The following is an 18,121-nucleotide window of genomic DNA, read 5'->3' as shown; positions in this document are numbered from 1 at the left end:
GCGATGGCGCCGGGCGCGAACGCCGCTGCGTGCTGGGGGCAGATGACTCAGACGAAGGGCAAGAACTACACGGGGTGCGGGGCAGCGCGGCACTTCGTGGCCGTCGGAGCCTCGTTGCAGATCAAGACGGGAAACCGTGCGACGGCGAACAAGTGGTCCTACGAGCCGGTGTGCTGGGCAGGGATCCGCAAGTACGGCATGGTCCGGTCGCAGTGAGGAGGCGGACGCGGCGGACTGTGGCCGTCCTGGCACTGGCTGGGATCGTGAGCACGACCGGGGCTTGCTCGAAGCCGCTCGCCGATCGAACCGCGGACGAACCCGACCTGGCGCAGTTCGTCGACGCGGGCCCCTGGGCGGCCGATTTCGCCACGGCCTTCGCCGACGCGGGGGCCTACGAGCGGGCCGTTCTGCGCGACGGTGTCATCACGTCGGCGGAGCGAGCGGACGCTCACACTCGCCTTGCTGCTTGCATGCGGGACTCCGGTTGGCGATGGAAGGAACATGACGACGGCGGCGCCGAAGGCGAGCCGCTCCGGTCGGGGGCTACAGCGGATGTCGAAGACATGTCGCGCCACTTGGAGGACTGCTCGAAGCGTTGGGACAGGAACATCTCGTTGCTCTTCGAGCAGATCCGGCGCAATCCCGAGAAGCGCGATGAGGCGAAGATCTCCGTCACCTGCCTCCGACGAGCAGGCGTGGTCGGGTCGTCGTACTCCGAACGACAGTGGCGGTCGGAGGACGACTCAGGCGTCTTCTCGTTCGATGAGTGGTCTCCCGCGGCGGTGCATTGTCGCGAAGATCCCCTCGGGCTGTGGCGGACGCCGTGAAGCGGCGATGGTGCGTGCCGATGGTCCTGTCCGCCCTGGTCGTGAGCGGCTGCGCCCAGACGACTCCGGTCGCCGCCGAGCCGAGATCTCAGTGGGTGGATCCTGCTGCCTTCGCGGCCGCTGGCCCCTGGGCGGTGGAGTTCGCGGAAGCAGCGGTGGCTCCGTACCCAAGGCTCACGCTGTGAGGCCGTCGTTCCTCCTGCGGCCCAGCGCGTGGTCACGCCAGTACGACAGTCCAGGGTCATTGACAATGTCATATTCGAGTTGACCCGGGGGAAGAAACCTAATACTTTGCACTCTACCGCGAGGGGCTCGCGGAGCGGAAGGAGAAACAAATGCTCATGAAGTTGATGGTCGGAGTCGCGAGCATCGGGACCATCCTCGGTGTTGGTGTCGCAATCGACACAGCGACGGCAGCTGATGCTGAGGCGACTGCGTGCTGGGGGCAGATCACGCAGATGAAGGGGAAGAACTACACGGGTTGCGGAATGGCCCATCACTTCAATCGCATCAACAACAAAGACCTCAAATACGGCAACAACGCCAAAGCAAACACCTGGTCCTACGAACCGCTTTGCTATGCGAATGTGACGCAGTACGGGATGGTCCGGGTCTGAGGTGGTACTGAGAAGGCGCGCTCGCGGCGTTGCGCTCATGGTGTTGGCGACGCTCCTCATGAGCGGATGCGCTCATGACCGAGCGTCGGCACCGTCAACTCCCCAGCGCCTTCCGGCCGCCGGTCCATGGGCGCAGGAATTCGGAGAATCTCTTGCGCTCGCCAGCGACTACGAGGCTCGGGTTCTGCGAGACGGTGAGATCTCCGCAGCGGAGCTCGCAGACGCGCAGGCCCGAGACCGCGCCTGCATGCGTGATGCGGGGTACGACCTGCAGGTGGCCGATGACGGAACGTCGAGCCTCAGTAGGCTCGACGGAGCGGATCTCCCTGAGACGGGCATCGTCGACTCCGTGAGGCGGAGATGTGCTCACCAGTTCGACAGGAGTCTCACTCATCTGTTCAACGAGGTGCGGCGGAACCCGGAGAAGCAGGACGAAGCGAAGATCACCGTCGCCTGCCTCCGGAAGTCGGGGCTCGTCGGGAGGGACTACACCGAGCGGAAGTGGCGGTCGGAGAACGACACCGGGGTGTTCTCGTTCGACGAGTACGACCCCGCTGCCACCCAGTGTCGGCTGGACCCGCTCGGCCTCTGGCGGCAGGGATGAGTGGGCGACGCAGCGGTGCGCTGTCTGGCTCACTCATCGGTCTCGGCAGCCTGCTCGTCGCTGCGGCGGCAGCCGTCGGCGCGGTCGTGGCGCTCCCGGCCGATCCGCCCGCGGCACTGCAGACGGCGACCCCGGTCGAGACGGTGGCGGTCACCGAGCGGACGGACGCCGATGAACACCAGGTACAGCTGGCGCTCGACACCGGTGCACCCCGAGCCGTGGTCACGAGCCGCACCGGCATCGTCACGTCCTCGTCGTGCTCGACCGGCGGAGCCCTCCGGAGCGGCACGGAGATCGCCCGGGTCGACGACCTGCCGGTGATCGCGTTGGCCAGTGGGACGCCGCTGTTCCGAGACCTCCACGACGACGACCGGGGGGAGGACGTCCGCGGACTGCAGCGGGAACTCGCCCGACTGGGGTCGACCATCACGGTCGACGGGGTCGTCGGACCGGGGACGCGCCAGGCAGCGCGGTCGTTCCTCCTGGCCCACGACGTTCCCCGTTCCGCGCTCTCGGACGACACGATCGACCGCTCGGCCTTCGCGTGGATCCCCGCGGCGGAGGCGACGGTCCGGACCTGCACGGCGGTGGTCGGGGCACCAGTGGACGCCGACGGCACGCTCGTCGAGCTGCCCGCCGAACTCCGCGGAGCACGGATCGAGCAGCTCCCCGCCGAGGTCGTGGCCGGCGCGCGTGCGGTCACCGTCGGGCAGTTCCGCAGTGCCGTCGACGACCACGGGGTGGTGACGGACCCGACAGCACTCGCGCAGATCGGCGCGCTGCCGGAGTACGCCGCGACGGTGGCGTCCGCCGACGGTGTCCCGACGCTGCCGGCGACGTGGGCGCTCGCCGACCCGCTCACGGTCCAGGTCGTGCCGCCGACCGCGCTCTGGGACCTCCGAGACGACCACGCGTGTGTGCAACCGGTGGCGGGGGATCCGGTCCGGGTGGAGGTCGTCGGCTCCGAGCTCGGGCAGTCCTTCGTCCGGGCCGATCCCGGAGCGACCTTCGACCGTGTCCGCGCAGCACCGGACAGCGGCCGGCCGTGCCGGTGAGTCTCCGCGGCGTCGGGCACCGCTGGCCGAACGGCACCGTACTGTTCCACGACGTCCACCGGACCTTCGACGAGGGCAGCGTGACGGCGTTGGTCGGCCCGAGCGGCTCCGGGAAGTCGACGCTGCTCGCGATCCTCGCCGGGATGACCGCTCCGACCTCCGGACGCGTGGAACTGCCCGACGACGCCGCCGTGCTGTGGGTGTTCCAGAACCCGCACGGGGTGGCGCGCCGGACCGCGCTCGACCACGTGACCGTGCCGTTGCTCGCCCGCGGGATGCGTCGACGTGCTGCCGAGGACCGGGCGATGGTCGTCCTCGAGCGCTTCGGTCTGGCCGCGCGGGCCACGGCGCGGTTCCGTGAACTCTCGGGTGGCGAGGCGCAGCGGCTGATGCTCTCTCGGGGCGTCGCCGCGGCCCCCACGCTGATGCTCGTCGACGAGCCCACCGCGCAACTCGACCGGACGACCGCGGCCGAGGTGAACGACGTGATCGCCGAACTCGCAGCCGCAGGCACCACGGTCGTCGTCGCGACGCACGACGACGCCACACGGGCGGCATGTGGAGCAGTGCTCGACCTCGGGGCATTCCGGTGAACCGGCCCGGCATGCGGATGTCGGAGGTGTTCCGTGAGGCCTGGCGGGACGTCGCCTCGGGCGCGGGTGCGGCGGTCGTCTGCGCCGGGGTCCTGGCGGTGCTGCTCGCGGGAGTCGTCGGTATCCGGACGATCACCGTCGCGGGAGACGTCCGTGCCGCCGCCCGATGGGTTGCGTCCGGCTCTGCCACGCAGGTGTTCACCGCAGCCGGGCGGATCGACGGGCGAGCATGCGCAGCGCTGGCCGACGAGCCGGACGTCCTGGCCGCCGGGGCGTTCCGGAAGACCGAGGACGGCATGGTCGTCGCGGCGCTCCCGAGGACGTCGATCCCGACCTACGAGGTGACCGGCGGAGCGACGGCACTGTTCAGCGTCACCGGGGGCTCCGGTGGCGCGGGTGTCGTCGTCGCCCCCGAGGTGGCCGAGGCCCTCGGCGTCGGTCCGGGGCAGCAGATCGCGACACCGGACGGTCCGGTCCCGGTCGCGGGGGTCTACGCCTACCCGGACGACGGCCGCGACCCCGAGCTGTCGTACGCGGTCCTGGCACCGACCGTTGATGACGGTGCACCCTTCGACGCGTGCTGGGCGACCGTCTGGCCCGAGGACCAGACCGCCGTCAGCGCGCTCCGGCGGACACTGCTGTCGGAGACCGGGTCACCGGACGGCGAGCGGTCGACGCTGGGCCAGCTGAATCCCCGTTCCGGCACCACGTTCCTCCCGAGTGAACCGCCTACCCCGGGCGTGCTCGAGTCGGTGGCGCTCGCAGTCGGCCTCGTCGTCGGTTCCGCTGCGGTGCTGCGTCGGCGGCTGACGATCGCCTCGGACCGTCACGTCGGGGTCGGCGCGGCTGCGCAGGCCCTCGGGATCGCCGTCCAGCACCTGGCGTGGGGCACAGTCGGTGCGGCCCTGGCGCTCGCCGTGTCCGGCGTGCTCGTCCGTGGTCTCCCGCCCGACCACGGGCTGCCGATCGTCGCGGGCGCCGCGGTCCTCTGCGTGCTCGGACTCGTCGGAGCGGTCGCGGGCGGCGCAGCCGCGGTGCCGCTCATCCGGGAACGCGCGCTGCACCGCTACTTCCGCACCCGATGACGGTCACCGGGAGGCGCGGGGCACGCCCGACACGTCACCCGCGACCGGCGGTGGTCACCTCGATGCGGTTTGCCCACGGGTCCTCGAACGCGACCGTCCGTCCGTCGTCCGCGGTCTGCACCCCGGCGTCCCGCATCCGAGCCGTCAGTGCACCGAGGTCGTCGGCGGCCGGCACCTCGATCCGGACCAGCCCGAGACCGAGCGCCTGCTGCCGACGGCCCGCCCCGCGGGAGTTCCACGTGTTCATCGCCATGTGGTGGTGGTACCCGCCGGCGCTGACGAACAGTGCCTGGCCGCCCATCGACGCGGTCGTCGCGAAGCCGAGCGTGTCGACGTAGAACGCCTTCGCCGAGGCCACGTCGCCGACCGACAGGTGCACGTGGCCGACGCGGCCGGGCCGGGTGTCGGCGTGCTCGAGTGCCTCCGCGGTGAGGTGCTCCTGCAGGAACGCGTTCGGGTCGATGTACACGGTGTCCATGTCGATCGAGCCGTGGGTCCACGACCACTCGGTGCGGTCGCGGTCCCAGTACAGCTCGACGCCGTTGCCCTCGGGGTCGGTGAAGTAGAACGCGTTGCTGACCAGGTGGTCGGCGCTGCCGGTGAACGACTGCGGGTACCGCGTGGCGACGGAGTACAGGGCGGCGGCGAGGTCGGCTCGGTCGTCGAACACCACGGCGGTGTGGAACAGGCCCGCCTGCCCGGGGCTCGCGTGCCGGAGTGCGGGTTCGTGCTCGAGGACGACGACCGGCACCGCGAGCGCGCTGCCGCCGCCAGCCGGCACAGCGCCGCCGACTGGCACAGCGCCGCCAGCCGACGCAGTGCCTGGGCGCCCGAGCACGGTCCGCGCCCCCTCCTGCGCGAGCACCGTCAGCCGCACACCGTCCCGGTAGAACGCCGTCATGGCGTCGAGGTCGGCGACCCGGAGCGTCACGGCGCCCATCCCGGTGTCCGCGGCGAGGAGGTCCTGCGAGTTCATCGCCCCAGTCTGCGCCGATTTTGTTGACGCGTCAACTAAAAGCGAGGCGACCAACGCACCGCACCGCACCGCACCGCACCGCCCTCACTTCGCGCTGAACCCGCCGTCCGTCTTGAGCAGCTGCCCGTTGACCCAGCCCCCGTCCGGCCTGCACAGGAACCCGACGAGCGCCGCCGTGTCCGTCGGCATCGACGGGCGTCCGAGCGGGGTCTGGTCGACGGCCGCCTGTCGGATCTCGTCCGTCATCCACCCGGTGTCGTTCGGTCCGGGGTTGATCGTGTTCGCGCTGACCCGGACGTCGCCGAGTTCGATCGCCGCGCCGACGACCAGCCGGTCGAGCGCTCCCTTGCTCGTGCCGTACGGCAGGTTGAACCCGACGTGGTCACTCGTCAGCGCGATCACCCGGCGTCGGTCGAGCGGCGCGTCGGCTCCCTCGCGCAGTCGCCGCGCGTACGCCTGGATGACGAGGAACGGCGCGCGGACGTTGACCGCCAGGTGCTTGTCGAACGACTCGACGGTGGTCGTCGCGAAGTCGGAGCCAACCGACTCGCAGTGCGACATGACGACAGCCGTCACGGGCGCGCCGGCCTCGGCCTCGGCACGGCCGACGAGTGCGGCCGCCTGCTCCGGGTCGGCCAGGTCGACCGGGAGGCGCGTCACGGCAGCCCCCGCTGCCACACACTCCGCCACGACCGCGTCCACCCCCTCCGGGTCGGCGCCCCCGTGCACCCGCTCGTCGTACGGACCCCACCAGCTGATCGCGAGGTCCCAGCCGTCGGACGCGAGCCGGACTGCGACGGCGGCTCCGATGCCGGCTCGTCGGCCGACCCCCGTCACCAGGGCGAGTGGTCTGCGGTTCGTCATGCGGGCCTCCATCCCGACCGTGCAGCGGTGCGCGGTCCTGACCACCTTGGCATCGCATCCGGCTGCTCGTCAGCCGGACGCGGTCCGGACGGGCCAAGATGGACCGATGCCCCCTGAACGCCGAGGTCGCCGCCCGCGACCCGAGGACCTGCCGGTCGAGCACGTCCGCGACCGCATGTCGTCGTACATCTACGGCAACATCACCGTGCTCGCCGTCGCGATCGCCGTCTCGCCGGAGCAGATCGAGCACGGCGCCGCGGTGTTGACCGTGCTGGCGACCGCGGTCCTGACCTACCTGGCGCACGTGCTCGCGCATCTGGTGGCGCACTCGATCGGTGCCACCGGTGACGAGGACGCCCGACGTGAGACCGTCGCCGTCATCACCCGGAACGCGAACCCGATCGCGACGTCCGGCTTGATCCCGGCCGTGCTCTACGTGGTCGCGTGGCTCGACTGGTTGCCGGCGGAGTGGGCGCAGATCGCGGCGGTCGTCATCCTGGTCGTCCGCATCGGTCTGGTCGGGGTGTTCCTCCAGCGGTTCAGCGGCAAGCAGCCGTCGTTCCTCGGCCTGTGGGGCGGCATCGTCCTGGCCGCGGTCGCCCTCGCCATCTCACTCGTGAAGGTCGTGGCGACACATTGAGCAGTGACACATCGGTCGACGGCGCGGACGAGCGCCGCAGGTCCACGAAGCGGTTCGTCCGTGACCTGGTGATCATCGTCGTGGCGGCGCTGCTCGCCTCGTTCCTGGTGAAGGCGTACCTGGTGCGCTCGTTCTACATCCCGTCCGAGTCGATGGAGAACACCCTCCTGGTCGGCGACCGGGTGCTCGTCAACGAGCTCGTGCCGCATGCGATGCGGCTGGAGCGTGGCGACGTCGTGGTGTTCCGCGACCCGAACGCCTGGCTCGGTCCGGGGCAGGGCGACGACCTCATCAAGCGCGTCATCGGCCTGCCGGGTGACCGGGTGGAGTGCTGCGACGCGAAGGGTCGGCTGTCGGTGAACGGGCACGCCGTCGACGAGCCGTACGTGCGGCTGCCGGCTGACGTGAACCGGGTGTCGGGCGACGACTTCGCGATCACCGTGCCGAAGGGGCGGATCTGGGTGATGGGCGACAACCGCTACAACTCGGCCGACTCCCGCATCCACGGCAACGTGCCGCTGGACGACGTGGTCGGGCGCGCGTTCGTCATCACCTGGCCGGCCGACCGATGGTCCGTGCTGTCCCGCTACGGCGAGGAGTGGGACGCGGTCCCCGACCCGAAGTGACGACGAGACGGGCCGGAGCGACGAGACGGGCCGGAGCGACGAGACGGGCCGGAGCGACGAGACGGGCCGGCACCGTGCCTCCCGGCCGGGAGGCTCAGCAGCCGACGGTCGTCAGCGTCACCTTCGCGACCTGGTCGGCCCGCACCCGGGCCCGCTCCGGGCACAGGTCGCCCGCGCGGACGGTGACCTCGCCGAGGGGCACGCCCGCGAAGTCGGCGGTGTCGCCCGGGTAGACCTGCTGGTGCGACGACGGCTCGCCGTTCGGCAGGAAGACCTTCACCTGGTAGGGGTGGTCGGCGGCGTTCTGGGACACCGTGACGGACACCTGGCCGGTCGGGTTTTGCGCGCCGCAACCGGTGAGGGCCAGGGTCGCGCCACAGACCAAGGCGAGGACGGGGAGGACACGGCGGAGCACCGCCCCAGAGTACGCGCGGGCGGCAGTGTGGCCCGTCCACTGGGGGCATGCGTTCTGGACACAGGACGCGGGCGGTGTCCGGTATCCGCGTTAGCGTGGAGCCATGAGCATCGAGCACGCGGAGCAGCAGACGGATCAGGTCGCCGCTCCCGACAACGCTCGGCGTGCTGCCCTCCTGGCCGCCCTCGACGTCGTGCAGGGCGGCCCCGAGGAGCGCTTCGAACGCATCACCCGGATCGCGCGGGAGGCCTTCGGCGTCGCCGGGTCCTTCCTCAACCTGGCCGGCGACGACGTGCTGTTCCACAAGTCGCAGCAGTCCGACGCCGTGTTCCCCGGGTCGACGCCGCTCCGCGACACCTTCTGCGGGCGCACCCTGCAGCAGGACGGCCCGGTCGTCGTCGCCGACGCTCGTGACGACCGGCGGTTCTCGGACCTGCCGATGGTCAACGGCGACCCGAACGTCCGCTTCTACGCCGGGGTCCCGCTGCACGTCGGAGCCGATGCGACCAAGGTCGGCACGCTCTGCCTGATCGACCCGGAGCCCCGGACGCTCACCGCGGACGACGTCGCGCTGCTGCAGGAACTCGCCGTCTGGGCGGAGCGCGAGCTCGCCACCGGCCTCGACGACGACCGGATCCGCGCCGTGCTGTCCGGACTGCAGCCGCAGACCGTGGACCTGCCGGGTTGGACCATCGGCGGCACGTCGATCCCGCACGGCATCGTGTCCGGTGACTTCCACGAGTGGCGCCTCGACGGGGACACCGTCGACCTGACCGTCGCCGACGTGATGGGCAAGGGCATGGCGGCGGGACTCCTCGCCGCCGGCATGCGCGGTGCGCTGCTCGCTCGGTGCCACGAGGTCCCGACGACGGCGGTCGCCGCACTCGAGGAGCAGGTGTCGCCCGACCTCAGCGCAGCCGAGGCGTTCGCCACGCTCTTCCACGGTCGACTCGACACCACCACCGGTCAGCTCGACTTCGTCGACGCCGGGCACGGCCTCGTCCTGCACCTGCACGCCGACGGCACCGAGACGGTCCTGCGGTCCGTCGACCTGCCGATCGGTCTGCACCCGGTCGGGATCGACCGCGCTGTCGGTGCGCTCGTCCTGGAACCCGGCGACTCGCTCGTGCTGGTCAGTGACGGGGCGCTCGAGCTGTGGGACTCGACCCTGGCGTCGCTGTCCCGACTCGGAGCGCTCTACCGGCAGTCGACGGACCTCGACACGTTCCTGGCCGGGGTCCGACGGCGGGCGATCGAGCACGACCCGGGCGACGACCTGACCGTCGTCGTGGTCTCCCGCGACGCCTGACCCGCGTGGCGGCCCGCAACCCGGGCCGGGCACTGGCCCGCAACGCTGGCCCGGGCTCCGTTCGTCAGGCCCCGAGGCGCTCGATCAGCTCCCGGTACCGTGCCGCCGTGCGCTCGACGACCTCGTCCGGCAGCACCGGCGGCGTACCCGTGCGGTCCCAGTGCGCGCTGAGCCAGTCGCGGACGATCTGCTTGTCGAACGAGTCCGTGCGGTTGCCCGACTCGTACGCGGCAGCGTCCCAGTAGCGGCTGGAGTCGCTCGTCAGGACCTCGTCCGCGATCCGGATGAGCCCGTCGGCGTCGCGACCGAACTCGAACTTCGTGTCCGCGATGACGACCCCGCGCTGCAGGGCGATCGCCGCCGCGTCGGAGTACACCGCGAGCGACAGGTCACGCAAGGCGGCGGCATCGGCCGGTCCGACCAGTTCCTCGGTGCGTTCGAAGGAGATGTTCTCGTCGTGCTCACCCTGCGGCGCCTTGTACGCCGGCGTGTAGATCGGTTCCGGCAGACGGTCGCCGTCCGACAGTCCGGCGGGCAGGGCGACGCCGCACACACTACCGGACTGCTGGTACTCGGCCCAGCCGCTGCCGACCAGGTACCCGCGGACGACGCACTCGATCGGGAACATGCGGAGCGGCATGACGTGCATGGAGCGTGCTGCCACCTCGGCCGGTACCGGGGTCGTGGTGCCGCTCGGCGTGAGCAGGTGGTTCGGGACGTCGCGGAGCTGGTCGAACCAGAAGCGGGACAGGCGGGTCAGCAGCTCGCCCTTGCCGGGGATCGGCGGTTCGAGCGCGAAGTCGTACGCGCTGACCCGGTCCGATGCCAGCAGCAGCAGCTCGGTGGCGCCGGCGACGTCGGCGGTGTCCGCGGGGACGTAGAGCTCGCGGACCTTGCCGGACGAGACGTGTCGCCAGCCTTCGACGACGGGGACGGTGCTCATCGGACGACCTTCGTGGCGATGTCGGTGCGGAACTGGCCGCCGGGCAGGGTGATGTCGTGCAGTCCCGCGTACGCGCGGTCCCGCGCCTCGGCGAAGTCGGACCCGGTCGCGACGACGCTGAGCACCCGCCCGCCGGTGGCGACGAGCTCGCCGTCGAGGGTGCCGGTCGCGGCGTGCAGGACCGCGACGCCGTCACGCGCGTTCGCGTCGTCGACGCCGGTGATGACCCGACCGGTGACCGGGTTCTCCGGGTAGCCCTCGCTCGCCAGGACGACGGTGACGGCGACCTGGTCGCGGAACTCGGGCCGCGGCGTGCTGCCGAGCTGCCCGGTGGCGGCGGCCAGCAGCAGGCTGCTCAGCGGGGTCGCCAGGCGGGGGAGGACGACCTGGGTCTCGGGGTCGCCGAACCGGGCGTTGAACTCGATGACGCGGACACCCTGCTCGGTGACGATCAGGCCGCAGTAGAGCAGGCCGACGAACGGCGTGCCCTCGTGCTCGAGCCGGCGCACGGTCGGCAGCGCGACGAGGTCGGAGACCTCGTCCACGAAGGCCTGCTCGGAGCCCCAGCGCTCGTCGAGCCAGGGCAGCGGCGAGTACGCGCCCATGCCGCCGGTGTTCGGTCCGAGGTCGCCGTCGCCCAGACGCTTGTAGTCCTGCGCGGGGGAGAGCGGCCGGACGTCGTGCCCGTCACTGAGGAAGAACAGCGAGACCTCTTCGCCGTCGAGGAACTCCTCCACCACGACGTGTCCGTGCTGCAGCCAGTAGGTCGCGTGGTCGAGCGCCGCCTGACGGTCCTCGGTCACCAGGACGCCCTTGCCCGCGGCGAGCCCGTCGGCCTTGACGACGTAGGGGGCGCCGAGGTCGTCGAGCGCCGCGGCGGCTTCGGCGACCGTGCCGGCGTACACCGGGCGTCCGGTCGGGACACCGGCCTCGGCCATGATCCGCTTGGCGAAGGCCTTCGATCCCTCGAGCTGCGCGGCCGCCTTGCCCGGCCCGAACACCGGGATGCCACGGGTCCGGAGCGGGTCGGCGACGCCGGCGATCAGCGGGGCCTCCGGCCCGACGACGACCAGGTCGACGTCGTTCTCGAAGGCGTACTCCGCCACCAGGGCGCCGTTCGACGGGTCGAGCGACACCGTCTCGACGTCGGCGGCGATGCCGGCGTTGCCGGGCGCGGCCGTGATGACGTGGCCGCCGTCCGGGGACGCGGCGTTCTCCGCCAGGAGGGCCGTGATGATCGCGTGCTCGCGGGCACCGGAACCGAGGACGAGGATTCGCACCCGATCACCCTACCGAGCCCGACTCGCCGCCCGCAGTGCACCGGCTAGCCTGTGGAGATGCCGCCGAGGACCATCGAAGACGCCGTCGGACGGGCTGCGCTCGACGCCGTGACCGCCGGTGCGACGGACCGCACCTCGATCGCGACGGCCGTCCGCTGGACCCTGCAACGCCTGGCCGAGGACGTCCCCGGCAACAGCGTCGAGGTCCGGGTCCCCCCGTTCGCCGCCGTGCAGGCCGTGCCCGGTCCGCGGCACACCCGCGGCACCCCGCCCAACGTCGTCGAGACGGATCCGACGACGTGGCTCGCGCTCGCCACCGGCCGACTGCGGTGGGACGACCCCGACACCACCCGGCGGGTCAGCGCGTCGGGGTCACGGGCGGACCTCGCCGCGTTCCTGCCGGTCCGTCTGCCCTGACCGTCCCGACCGCCGCCGCCGCACCAGCAGCAGCACGAGCGCCCCGACGAGCAGGACCACCGCGACCGTCGGCGGCAGCACGAACGCCTCCCGGACCAGGACCGTCCCGGCACCGCCGCCGTGGCCGACGGCCGTCCCCGCGGTGACCAGCGCGACCAGCAGGACGGCGGCGAGGGCGACGGCGGGGGTGGTGCGGGCCTCCCGTCCGGAGTGGCCCGCCGGCACCGCGCGGTCGGTCAGGACAGCGCCGTCCGACCGGGAGGCACGCCCCACCTCGGCCGTGTTCCTCGCGGTGTGCGCGGGGCGCGCCCACCGCAGCAGCAGGACGACGAGCAGGAGCAGACCACCCGCGCTCGAGCCGTCCTGGACCAGCGCGTACACCGGGTGCCCGCCGACGTCCGACAGGAGGGCCGGCACGTGGGCGACGACCCAGCCGTCCCGGTGCGAGCAGGCGTCCCAGACGAGGTGGGTGACGCTCCCGAGCAGGCAGGCGACGACGACGAGCGGGATCCGCGACGCCGTGAGCCGCTCGGGGCGGTCCCAGCCCGGCAGTCGGGCGCGGTACCGGGCCGGGAGCACCGGGGTCCAGGCGGGCCGGACGAGGAACCACCACGCGGCGAGTACGACCAGCGACACCGCGAGGTCGACCGTGATGACGCCGGTCCACGAGTGCGTGAAGCCGTACGGCGGCAGCGCGGGCACGAAGAGCACCGCGTCGGGGGCCATCGAGCCGACCGCGACCGCCGCGAGGGGCAGCGCGGATCGGCGGAACGGCAGGGCGACGACCGCGTGGCTGATGGTGAACGGCACCCGACGAGCCTGGCGGGACGCCGGTCTCGTGCGCATCGGCCGTGAGGCGGACTCCGCGGTACCGGTGGGAATTAGGTAGGTCCTACCGATGTGGACCGTGCACCTGCTTCTCTAACCTTGCTGAAGCCGCCGGGATTCGGACCCGACCCGAACGGGTCCGAACCCGGCGACGTACGCAACGCTACGCGAAACCAGGCCCGCTGTGTCAACAGGAACGGCGAGTCGTGCTGCATCCCGCAACTTCTTGCGGTCGATCCGTCGCGCCCGGACGCAGGCGGCACCGTCCGGACGGCGACGGCCGAGCAGTTCCGGGTCAGACCATCTCGGTGAGCTCGGACCGCGAGCGCAGGTCCCACTTCGAGAACACCCGCGACATGTGTGCGTCGATCGTCCGCACCGACAGTCCGAGGTGCTCGGCGATCCGCCGGTTCGAGAACCCCTGCGCCGCGAGCTGCGCGACCTCGTACTCCCGCTTCGTCAGCGGCTGCGTCCGACGTCCAGCGGTCACCGCCATCCCGCACGCGGCCAGGTCGGCCTGGGCGCTGGCGATCCACCCCCGGTCGCCGGAGCGCAGCGCGTCGGCGTACTGGGTGATGGCGTTCGCCAGGGGACCGTCCACGCGTCCCGCGGCGTCCTGCAGACGGTCGAGCGAGGCGGCTATGTCCCGACCGGCCGACACGTCCATGACGTGGTGCAGCGCCTGGCCGTAGAGCACGTGCGTCCAGGCACCCGACGCGGTTCCGCGGGCGATGAGCTCGTCGGCGCGGTACAGGCCCGCGGGGTTGCCGAGCAGCGCCTCGGCCCAGGCGATCGTCATCTCGATCTGGTCACCGAGGATCCGCATCGCCCGCAGCGGGGTCGTCCGTGCCCGTTCGACGGACTCGGCGGCCGCGTCGGTCATGCCCGCGTACGCCTGCGACATCGCCAGACGTGACCACGCGTACGCCGCGAAGCCACCCGGGTCGTCGACCGCGTACCGCTCGCACGCGGCGGTGAACGCGGTGACGGCGTCCGACCACCGACGCTGCCCGAGTGCGTGGTTGCCGATGCCGAACAGCTCGAGCGTGAAGTCGTACTTGAGGAACGGGTCCGCCCGTCCGACCGGCACCTGCGTCACCATCTCGGCGATGTCGCCGCGCCAGACCTGCACCTGGTGCATCACCGACACGATCTCGCCGACGCTCCACGGCGAGTCCTCGAGGTGCACGGCGGCCGTCGCCAGGCAGGCCTGCGCGAGCCGCATGGCGTCGTCGAGTCGCCCGCCGGTGCCCAGGGCCGCGACGGCGCACGCGGCGATCGGCAGGAACGAGCGGGGGATCGCCGGGGCGTGGAGGACACCGGTGCGCTCGATCTCCTCGCGGACCTCGGCGAAGTCGCCACCCCAGCCGAGGTGCGACAGCCGCAGGACCCGCAACTGCTCGACGGTCTCCGGGCCGACGAACTGCATCGCGACCTCGGTGAGCGCCACGGACGCCGGAGTATCGTCGTCGTGGAACTGCCGGAGGTTCGCCAGGGTCTCGCAGGCCTCCACCACGGCGACGTCGTCGACCGGTGCGCCCGAGGTCACGAGACCCCAGGCGGCCTCGGCGTCGAGCCGTCCGGCCTCCCGTCCGCTGCTGTAGCCGTACGCCAGCGAGCGGAGGCAGTGGGTGCGCACCCGGTCGGTCGGGGTGAGGCCGGCGTCGGGGCCGGCACTGAGCGCCGCGGTCGTCAGCGCGATGGCGCTCTCGTGCTCCTGCAGGCCGCCGGCGACCCGCGCGGAGTCGAGCAGCTGGTCGACCGGGGGCACGATGCCGCACTCCAACGCCCACAGGGTGGAGCGGAGCCGTGCCGCCGGCGGCGCTCCCTCGGGTCGGTCGGTGCGGAACGCGTTGGCGCGGGCGAACAGGGCGGTGCGGCGGGCGACGGGCACCTGGGCACGGACGACCTCGCCGATGAGCGGGTGCGAGGACCGTGCGACCGGGCTGCCGGTGTCGGTGGAGTCGATGCGGACGAAGCCGAGCCCCACCGTGCGGTCGAGGTCGGTGCCGTCCACCAGCGCGATCAGGCGGGACAGCGGGATCGGCTCGGCGAGGGCCACGATCTCGACGACGTCCCGGAGGTCCCCCGGCAGCGCGCCGAGCTCCGTGCGGTACATGTCGGCGAGGCTCAGCGACGCCGTCACCCGGCCGCGCCAGTACCAGCTGAGCGCGGTGTGCTCGAGGGCGCCGGACGACAGACCGGCGCGCACGACCTCACGCAGGTAGAGCGGGTTGCCCTGTGTCGCCCGGTGCACCTGCTCCACCGACGCCGGCTCGAGCGGGGCTCCGAGGGCGCGCTCGATGATCGACGACGTCTCGGCGAGGTCGAGCGGCTCGAGGTCGATGCGTTCGAGCAGGTCGTCCTGCCAGAGGGCACGCAGCGGCTCGGCGAGCGCGGTGAAGTCGCGGCAGGTGAGGACGAGCCGGGCGTGCTGGTCACGGACGAGCCAGGCGACGTAGCGGGCCGAGAGCGCGTCGAGCAGGTCGGCGTCGTCGACACGGAGGAGCAGGTCGCGGCCCTCGGCCTCGGCCGCGTTGCGCAGGCGGGCCTCGGCGGGGACCGGTTCGGTCAGGTCGTCGCCGAGGACGTCCCCGAACCGGTCCGACACCGCCCCGAACGGCATCGACGACCCGGCCGCGACCGCGGTGATCGGGACGACGAGGGGATCGGCGTCCCGCTCCTGCGCGGCGAGCCGGTCGGTCACCCGGGCCGCGACGGTGGTCTTGCCGAGCCCGGCAGCACCGACGAGCGCGACGCTCCACCGGTGCTCCCCGACGACGGCGACAGCGCGGTCCTCTTCGTCACGGGTGAGGACGGGCCAGGACAGGCGGGCCGGTGTGGTCGTCGGACGGCGGTCGCTCGACGCGGTCTCCTCGACCATGGCGCACCTCCGTCCTCGATACTGCTCGGTAGTGGACCATCATCTCGCGTTCTCCGGACGCACTGCCGGGCGTGCCTCCTCCCAAGGTGGGGGACAATGGGGGAGTGAGCAACACCGATCGACCCGATGAACGCCCGGTGCCGGCGCCCAACGCGGTGACCAGCCCGGACCAGGTCACCATCCGACGCGCCCCCCGCTTCAGCGTCTTCATCCTCGGCGGGGCGGTCCTCGGCTTCCTCGTGACGGTCGTCGTCGTCGCACTCACCATGGGCATCGACCGCGGGAACCAGCAGGAGACCACCGGCTTCGCGGGCCTCGTCGGCTACTTCAGCCTCTACGGCGTCTCGATCGGCATGCTCGTCGGCGCGGTCGTCGCCGTCGTGCTCGACCAGGTCTCGTCCCGCCGCGCAGCCCGGCTCACCGCCGAGCGCGTCGCGGTCGACCCGGCCCCCGAGACCGTCGACGGCGAGCTCGAGGACCACGACCTCCCCGACGCCCGACCGGCGACGGCGCCTCCGGCCGAGCCCACCGCCGACGACCCGGGACACCCGGAGCGCTGAGACCGCGGTCGCGGACGCGACCCGACAACGGACGGGAGGCCCGTCACCAGTTGGTGACGGGCCTCCCGTCCGTTGTCCACACGTCGTGGACCGACGTCAGCTGAGCTGGTTCGCCTCGACCCACGCCAGGTACTCCGGCGACACCGAGCCGGTGACGTACTCACCGGTGAAGCAGCTCATCTCGAGGTCCGTGACGTCCGACCCTTCGATGATCGCGTCGCGCATGTCACCGATCTCCTGGTAGATCAGGTGGTCGCTGCCGAGGACGCGGTTGATCTCCGGGATCTTCCGGTCGTGCGCGATGAGCTCCGACCGCGTCGGCATGTTGATGCCGTACACGTGCGGGAACCGGACGGGCGGCGCCGCGCTCGTGAAGGTGACCTCGTTCGCTCCGGCTGCCCGCGCCATCTCGACGATCTCGCGGCTCGTCGTGCCGCGCACGATCGAGTCGTCGACGATCAGGATGTTCTTGCCCTTGAACTCGGACGACATCGCATTGAGCTTCTGACGGACCGAACGCTTGCGCTCCGCCTGCCCCGGCATGATGAACGTGCGGCCGACGTAGCGGTTCTTGTAGAACCCCTCGCGGTACTCGATGCCGAGCTTCCGTGCGACCTGCATCGCTGCGGGGCGGCTGGAGTCCGGGATCGGCATCACGACGTCGATGTCACCGGTCGGGGCGTACTGCTCGATCGTGTCCGCCAGGCGGTTGCCCAGGCGGAGACGGGCGTCGTACACCGAGATGCCGTTCATCACGGAGTCCGGACGGGCCAGGTAGACGTACTCGAACGAGCACGGCACCAGACGCGGGTCCTTCGCGCACTGCCGGGCGTGCATCGTGCCGTCCATCTCGATGAAGACGGCCTCGCCCGGAGCGACGTCGCGGACGATGTCGTACCCGCCGGACTCGAGCACCAGGGACTCCGACGCGACGACCCACTCGCTCTTGCCGGCGTCGTCGAACTTGTGTCCGAGGATGAGCGGACGGATGCCGAACGGGTCCCGGAACGCCAGCAGGCCGTGGCCCGCGATCGTCGCGATCGTGGCGTACGAGCCCTCGACCCGCTCGTGCACGCGCTCGACCGCGTCGAACACCTGCCCGGGGTCGAGGTGCGTGCCCCGGACCTGGCCCTGCAGCTCGTGCGCCAGGACGTTGACGAGCAACTCGGTGTCCGACGTCGTGTTGAGGTGCCGACGGTCGATGTCGAACAGCTCGCGGGTGAGTTCCCGCGTGTTCGTCAGGTTGCCGTTGTGCACGAGGACGATGCCGTACGGCGCGTTCACGTAGAACGGCTGGGCTTCCTCTTCGTTCGCGGCGGCGCCGCGGGTGGCGTAGCGGACGTGGCCGAGGCCCATCGTCCCGAGGAGTGCCCGCATGTCACGGGTACGGAAGCCCTCCCGCACGTGGCCGCGGGTCTTGTGCATGTGGTGCACGTGACCGTCGACCGTGGCGATGCCGGTGGAGTCCTGTCCCCGGTGTTGCAGGAGGAGCAGGGCGTCGTAGATGGATTGGTTTGCAGGCCCCTGCGCAACGAGGCCGACGATGCCGCACATTCGCGGGGTGCTCCAGACCGTAGGATCGGGTGGTACCGAACAAG

The 18,121-nt window shown here is 71.6% G+C and carries 20 protein-coding genes; 12 read left to right on the top strand and 8 right to left on the bottom strand.

Annotation, left to right across the window (positions count from 1 at the left end; all coding sequences use genetic code 11):
- Positions 1–42: 42 nt before the first annotated feature.
- From E9228_RS07105 to E9228_RS07075, 7 genes are all read left to right on the top strand, one after another.
- Positions 43–216: a hypothetical protein gene (locus tag E9228_RS07105; protein WP_166779864.1), complete on the top strand. Its 174-nt coding sequence runs from the start codon at positions 43–45 to the stop codon at positions 214–216.
- 47 nt (positions 217–263) lie between these two features.
- Positions 264–827 carry a hypothetical protein gene (locus tag E9228_RS07100; RefSeq protein ID WP_166779863.1) on the top strand — a complete coding sequence of 188 codons (564 nt, stop codon included), beginning with the start codon at positions 264–266 and terminating at the stop codon, positions 825–827.
- A 335-nt stretch (positions 828–1,162) separates the two neighbouring features.
- Positions 1,163–1,444, top strand: coding sequence for a hypothetical protein (locus E9228_RS07095; RefSeq protein ID WP_166779862.1), 282 nt, complete (start codon positions 1,163–1,165; stop codon positions 1,442–1,444).
- A 274-nt stretch (positions 1,445–1,718) separates the two neighbouring features.
- The gene (locus E9228_RS07090; RefSeq protein WP_166779861.1) at positions 1,719–2,048 is read left to right on the top strand and encodes a hypothetical protein; all 330 of its coding nucleotides are present in this window, start codon (positions 1,719–1,721) and stop codon (positions 2,046–2,048) included.
- Positions 2,045–3,103, top strand: coding sequence for a peptidoglycan-binding domain-containing protein (locus E9228_RS07085; RefSeq protein ID WP_166779860.1), 1,059 nt, complete (start codon positions 2,045–2,047; stop codon positions 3,101–3,103). The genes E9228_RS07090 and E9228_RS07085 overlap by 4 nt, the downstream gene beginning before the upstream one ends.
- The gene (locus E9228_RS07080) at positions 3,094–3,696 is read left to right on the top strand and encodes an ATP-binding cassette domain-containing protein (RefSeq protein ID WP_166779859.1); all 603 of its coding nucleotides are present in this window, start codon (positions 3,094–3,096) and stop codon (positions 3,694–3,696) included. Before E9228_RS07085 ends, E9228_RS07080 begins: the two co-directional genes overlap by 10 nt.
- Positions 3,697–3,707: 11 nt before the next feature.
- Complete coding sequence (locus E9228_RS07075; protein ID WP_166779858.1) at positions 3,708–4,781, top strand: hypothetical protein; 1,074 nt, start codon at positions 3,708–3,710, stop codon at positions 4,779–4,781.
- A gap of 34 nt (positions 4,782–4,815) precedes the next feature.
- Here the strand turns inward: E9228_RS07075 and E9228_RS07070 are convergent, their stop codons facing one another.
- On the bottom strand, positions 4,816–5,757 hold the full coding sequence (locus tag E9228_RS07070) for a VOC family protein (protein ID WP_166779857.1): 942 nt from the start codon (positions 5,755–5,757) through the stop codon (positions 4,816–4,818).
- Positions 5,758–5,841: 84 nt separating this feature from the next.
- Positions 5,842–6,621, bottom strand: a complete 780-nt coding sequence (locus E9228_RS07065; protein WP_166779856.1) for an SDR family oxidoreductase — start codon at positions 6,619–6,621, stop codon at positions 5,842–5,844.
- Positions 6,622–6,727: 106 nt separating this feature from the next.
- Here E9228_RS07065 and E9228_RS07060 point away from each other — a divergent pair, with 106 nt between their 5' ends.
- Together E9228_RS07060 and lepB are read left to right on the top strand one after the other, a co-directional pair.
- On the top strand, positions 6,728–7,261 hold the full coding sequence (locus tag E9228_RS07060) for a hypothetical protein (RefSeq protein ID WP_166779855.1): 534 nt from the start codon (positions 6,728–6,730) through the stop codon (positions 7,259–7,261).
- The gene (gene lepB, locus E9228_RS07055; RefSeq protein ID WP_252727783.1) at positions 7,258–7,887 is read left to right on the top strand and encodes a signal peptidase I; all 630 of its coding nucleotides are present in this window, start codon (positions 7,258–7,260) and stop codon (positions 7,885–7,887) included. Before E9228_RS07060 ends, lepB begins: the two co-directional genes overlap by 4 nt.
- A gap of 94 nt (positions 7,888–7,981) precedes the next feature.
- Here the strand turns inward: lepB and E9228_RS07050 are convergent, their stop codons facing one another.
- Entirely contained in the window at positions 7,982–8,302 is a 321-nt protein-coding gene (locus tag E9228_RS07050) for a hypothetical protein (RefSeq protein ID WP_166779854.1), read from the bottom strand.
- Positions 8,303–8,405: 103 nt separating this feature from the next.
- Between E9228_RS07050 and E9228_RS07045 the strand changes: the two genes are divergently transcribed.
- On the top strand, positions 8,406–9,611 hold the full coding sequence (locus E9228_RS07045; RefSeq protein ID WP_166779853.1) for a PP2C family protein-serine/threonine phosphatase: 1,206 nt from the start codon (positions 8,406–8,408) through the stop codon (positions 9,609–9,611).
- A 64-nt stretch (positions 9,612–9,675) separates the two neighbouring features.
- Here the strand turns inward: E9228_RS07045 and E9228_RS07040 are convergent, their stop codons facing one another.
- The gene (locus tag E9228_RS07040) at positions 9,676–10,554 is read right to left on the bottom strand and encodes a phosphoribosylaminoimidazolesuccinocarboxamide synthase (RefSeq protein WP_166779852.1); all 879 of its coding nucleotides are present in this window, start codon (positions 10,552–10,554) and stop codon (positions 9,676–9,678) included.
- Complete coding sequence (purD, locus tag E9228_RS07035; protein WP_166779851.1) at positions 10,551–11,834, bottom strand: phosphoribosylamine--glycine ligase; 1,284 nt, start codon at positions 11,832–11,834, stop codon at positions 10,551–10,553. Before purD ends, E9228_RS07040 begins: the two co-directional genes overlap by 4 nt.
- Positions 11,835–11,891: 57 nt before the next feature.
- Here purD and E9228_RS07030 point away from each other — a divergent pair, with 57 nt between their 5' ends.
- Positions 11,892–12,251 carry a sterol carrier family protein gene (locus tag E9228_RS07030; protein ID WP_166779850.1) on the top strand — a complete coding sequence of 120 codons (360 nt, stop codon included), beginning with the start codon at positions 11,892–11,894 and terminating at the stop codon, positions 12,249–12,251.
- Here the strand turns inward: E9228_RS07030 and E9228_RS07025 are convergent.
- Together E9228_RS07025 and E9228_RS07020 are read right to left on the bottom strand one after the other, a co-directional pair.
- Positions 12,207–13,061 carry a DUF4184 family protein gene (locus E9228_RS07025; RefSeq protein ID WP_166779849.1) on the bottom strand — a complete coding sequence of 285 codons (855 nt, stop codon included), beginning with the start codon at positions 13,059–13,061 and terminating at the stop codon, positions 12,207–12,209. The two genes, E9228_RS07030 and E9228_RS07025, sit on opposite strands and share 45 nt — an antisense overlap.
- A gap of 313 nt (positions 13,062–13,374) precedes the next feature.
- Positions 13,375–15,963, bottom strand: a complete 2,589-nt coding sequence (locus E9228_RS07020; protein ID WP_166779848.1) for a helix-turn-helix transcriptional regulator — start codon at positions 15,961–15,963, stop codon at positions 13,375–13,377.
- Positions 15,964–16,067: 104 nt separating this feature from the next.
- Between E9228_RS07020 and E9228_RS07015 the strand changes: the two genes are divergently transcribed.
- The gene (locus tag E9228_RS07015; protein ID WP_166779847.1) at positions 16,068–16,523 is read left to right on the top strand and encodes a hypothetical protein; all 456 of its coding nucleotides are present in this window, start codon (positions 16,068–16,070) and stop codon (positions 16,521–16,523) included.
- A 96-nt stretch (positions 16,524–16,619) separates the two neighbouring features.
- On the opposite strand, the gene purF is transcribed toward E9228_RS07015, so the two are convergent.
- On the bottom strand, positions 16,620–18,077 hold the full coding sequence (purF, locus tag E9228_RS07010) for an amidophosphoribosyltransferase (RefSeq protein ID WP_166779846.1): 1,458 nt from the start codon (positions 18,075–18,077) through the stop codon (positions 16,620–16,622).
- Between the last annotated feature and the right edge of the window lie 44 nt (positions 18,078–18,121).

This window comes from Curtobacterium salicis, assembly GCF_011759505.1.
Taxonomy (GTDB): domain Bacteria; phylum Actinomycetota; class Actinomycetes; order Actinomycetales; family Microbacteriaceae; genus Curtobacterium; species Curtobacterium salicis.
Note: the sequence above shows the minus strand (reverse complement) of the source record. Positions and strands in the feature narration are given on the sequence as shown.

What these genes read in the sequence shown, in the direction of transcription:
- E9228_RS07105 (WP_166779864.1), top strand. Translation starts at nt 43, where the DNA reads ATGACTCAGACGAAGGGCAAGAACTACACGGGGTGCGGGGCAGCGCGG.
- E9228_RS07095 (WP_166779862.1), top strand. Translation starts at nt 1,163, where the DNA reads ATGCTCATGAAGTTGATGGTCGGAGTCGCGAGCATCGGGACCATCCTC.
- E9228_RS07085 (WP_166779860.1), top strand. Translation starts at nt 2,045, where the DNA reads ATGAGTGGGCGACGCAGCGGTGCGCTGTCTGGCTCACTCATCGGTCTC.
- E9228_RS07075 (WP_166779858.1), top strand. Translation starts at nt 3,708, where the DNA reads ATGCGGATGTCGGAGGTGTTCCGTGAGGCCTGGCGGGACGTCGCCTCG.
- E9228_RS07070 (WP_166779857.1), bottom strand. Translation starts at nt 5,757, where the DNA reads ATGAACTCGCAGGACCTCCTCGCCGCGGACACCGGGATGGGCGCCGTG.
- E9228_RS07065 (WP_166779856.1), bottom strand. Translation starts at nt 6,621, where the DNA reads ATGACGAACCGCAGACCACTCGCCCTGGTGACGGGGGTCGGCCGACGA.
- E9228_RS07060 (WP_166779855.1), top strand. Translation starts at nt 6,728, where the DNA reads ATGCCCCCTGAACGCCGAGGTCGCCGCCCGCGACCCGAGGACCTGCCG.
- E9228_RS07045 (WP_166779853.1), top strand. Translation starts at nt 8,406, where the DNA reads ATGAGCATCGAGCACGCGGAGCAGCAGACGGATCAGGTCGCCGCTCCC.
- E9228_RS07040 (WP_166779852.1), bottom strand. Translation starts at nt 10,554, where the DNA reads ATGAGCACCGTCCCCGTCGTCGAAGGCTGGCGACACGTCTCGTCCGGC.
- E9228_RS07030 (WP_166779850.1), top strand. Translation starts at nt 11,892, where the DNA reads ATGCCGCCGAGGACCATCGAAGACGCCGTCGGACGGGCTGCGCTCGAC.
- E9228_RS07020 (WP_166779848.1), bottom strand. Translation starts at nt 15,963, where the DNA reads ATGGTCGAGGAGACCGCGTCGAGCGACCGCCGTCCGACGACCACACCG.
- purF (WP_166779846.1), bottom strand. Translation starts at nt 18,077, where the DNA reads ATGTGCGGCATCGTCGGCCTCGTTGCGCAGGGGCCTGCAAACCAATCC.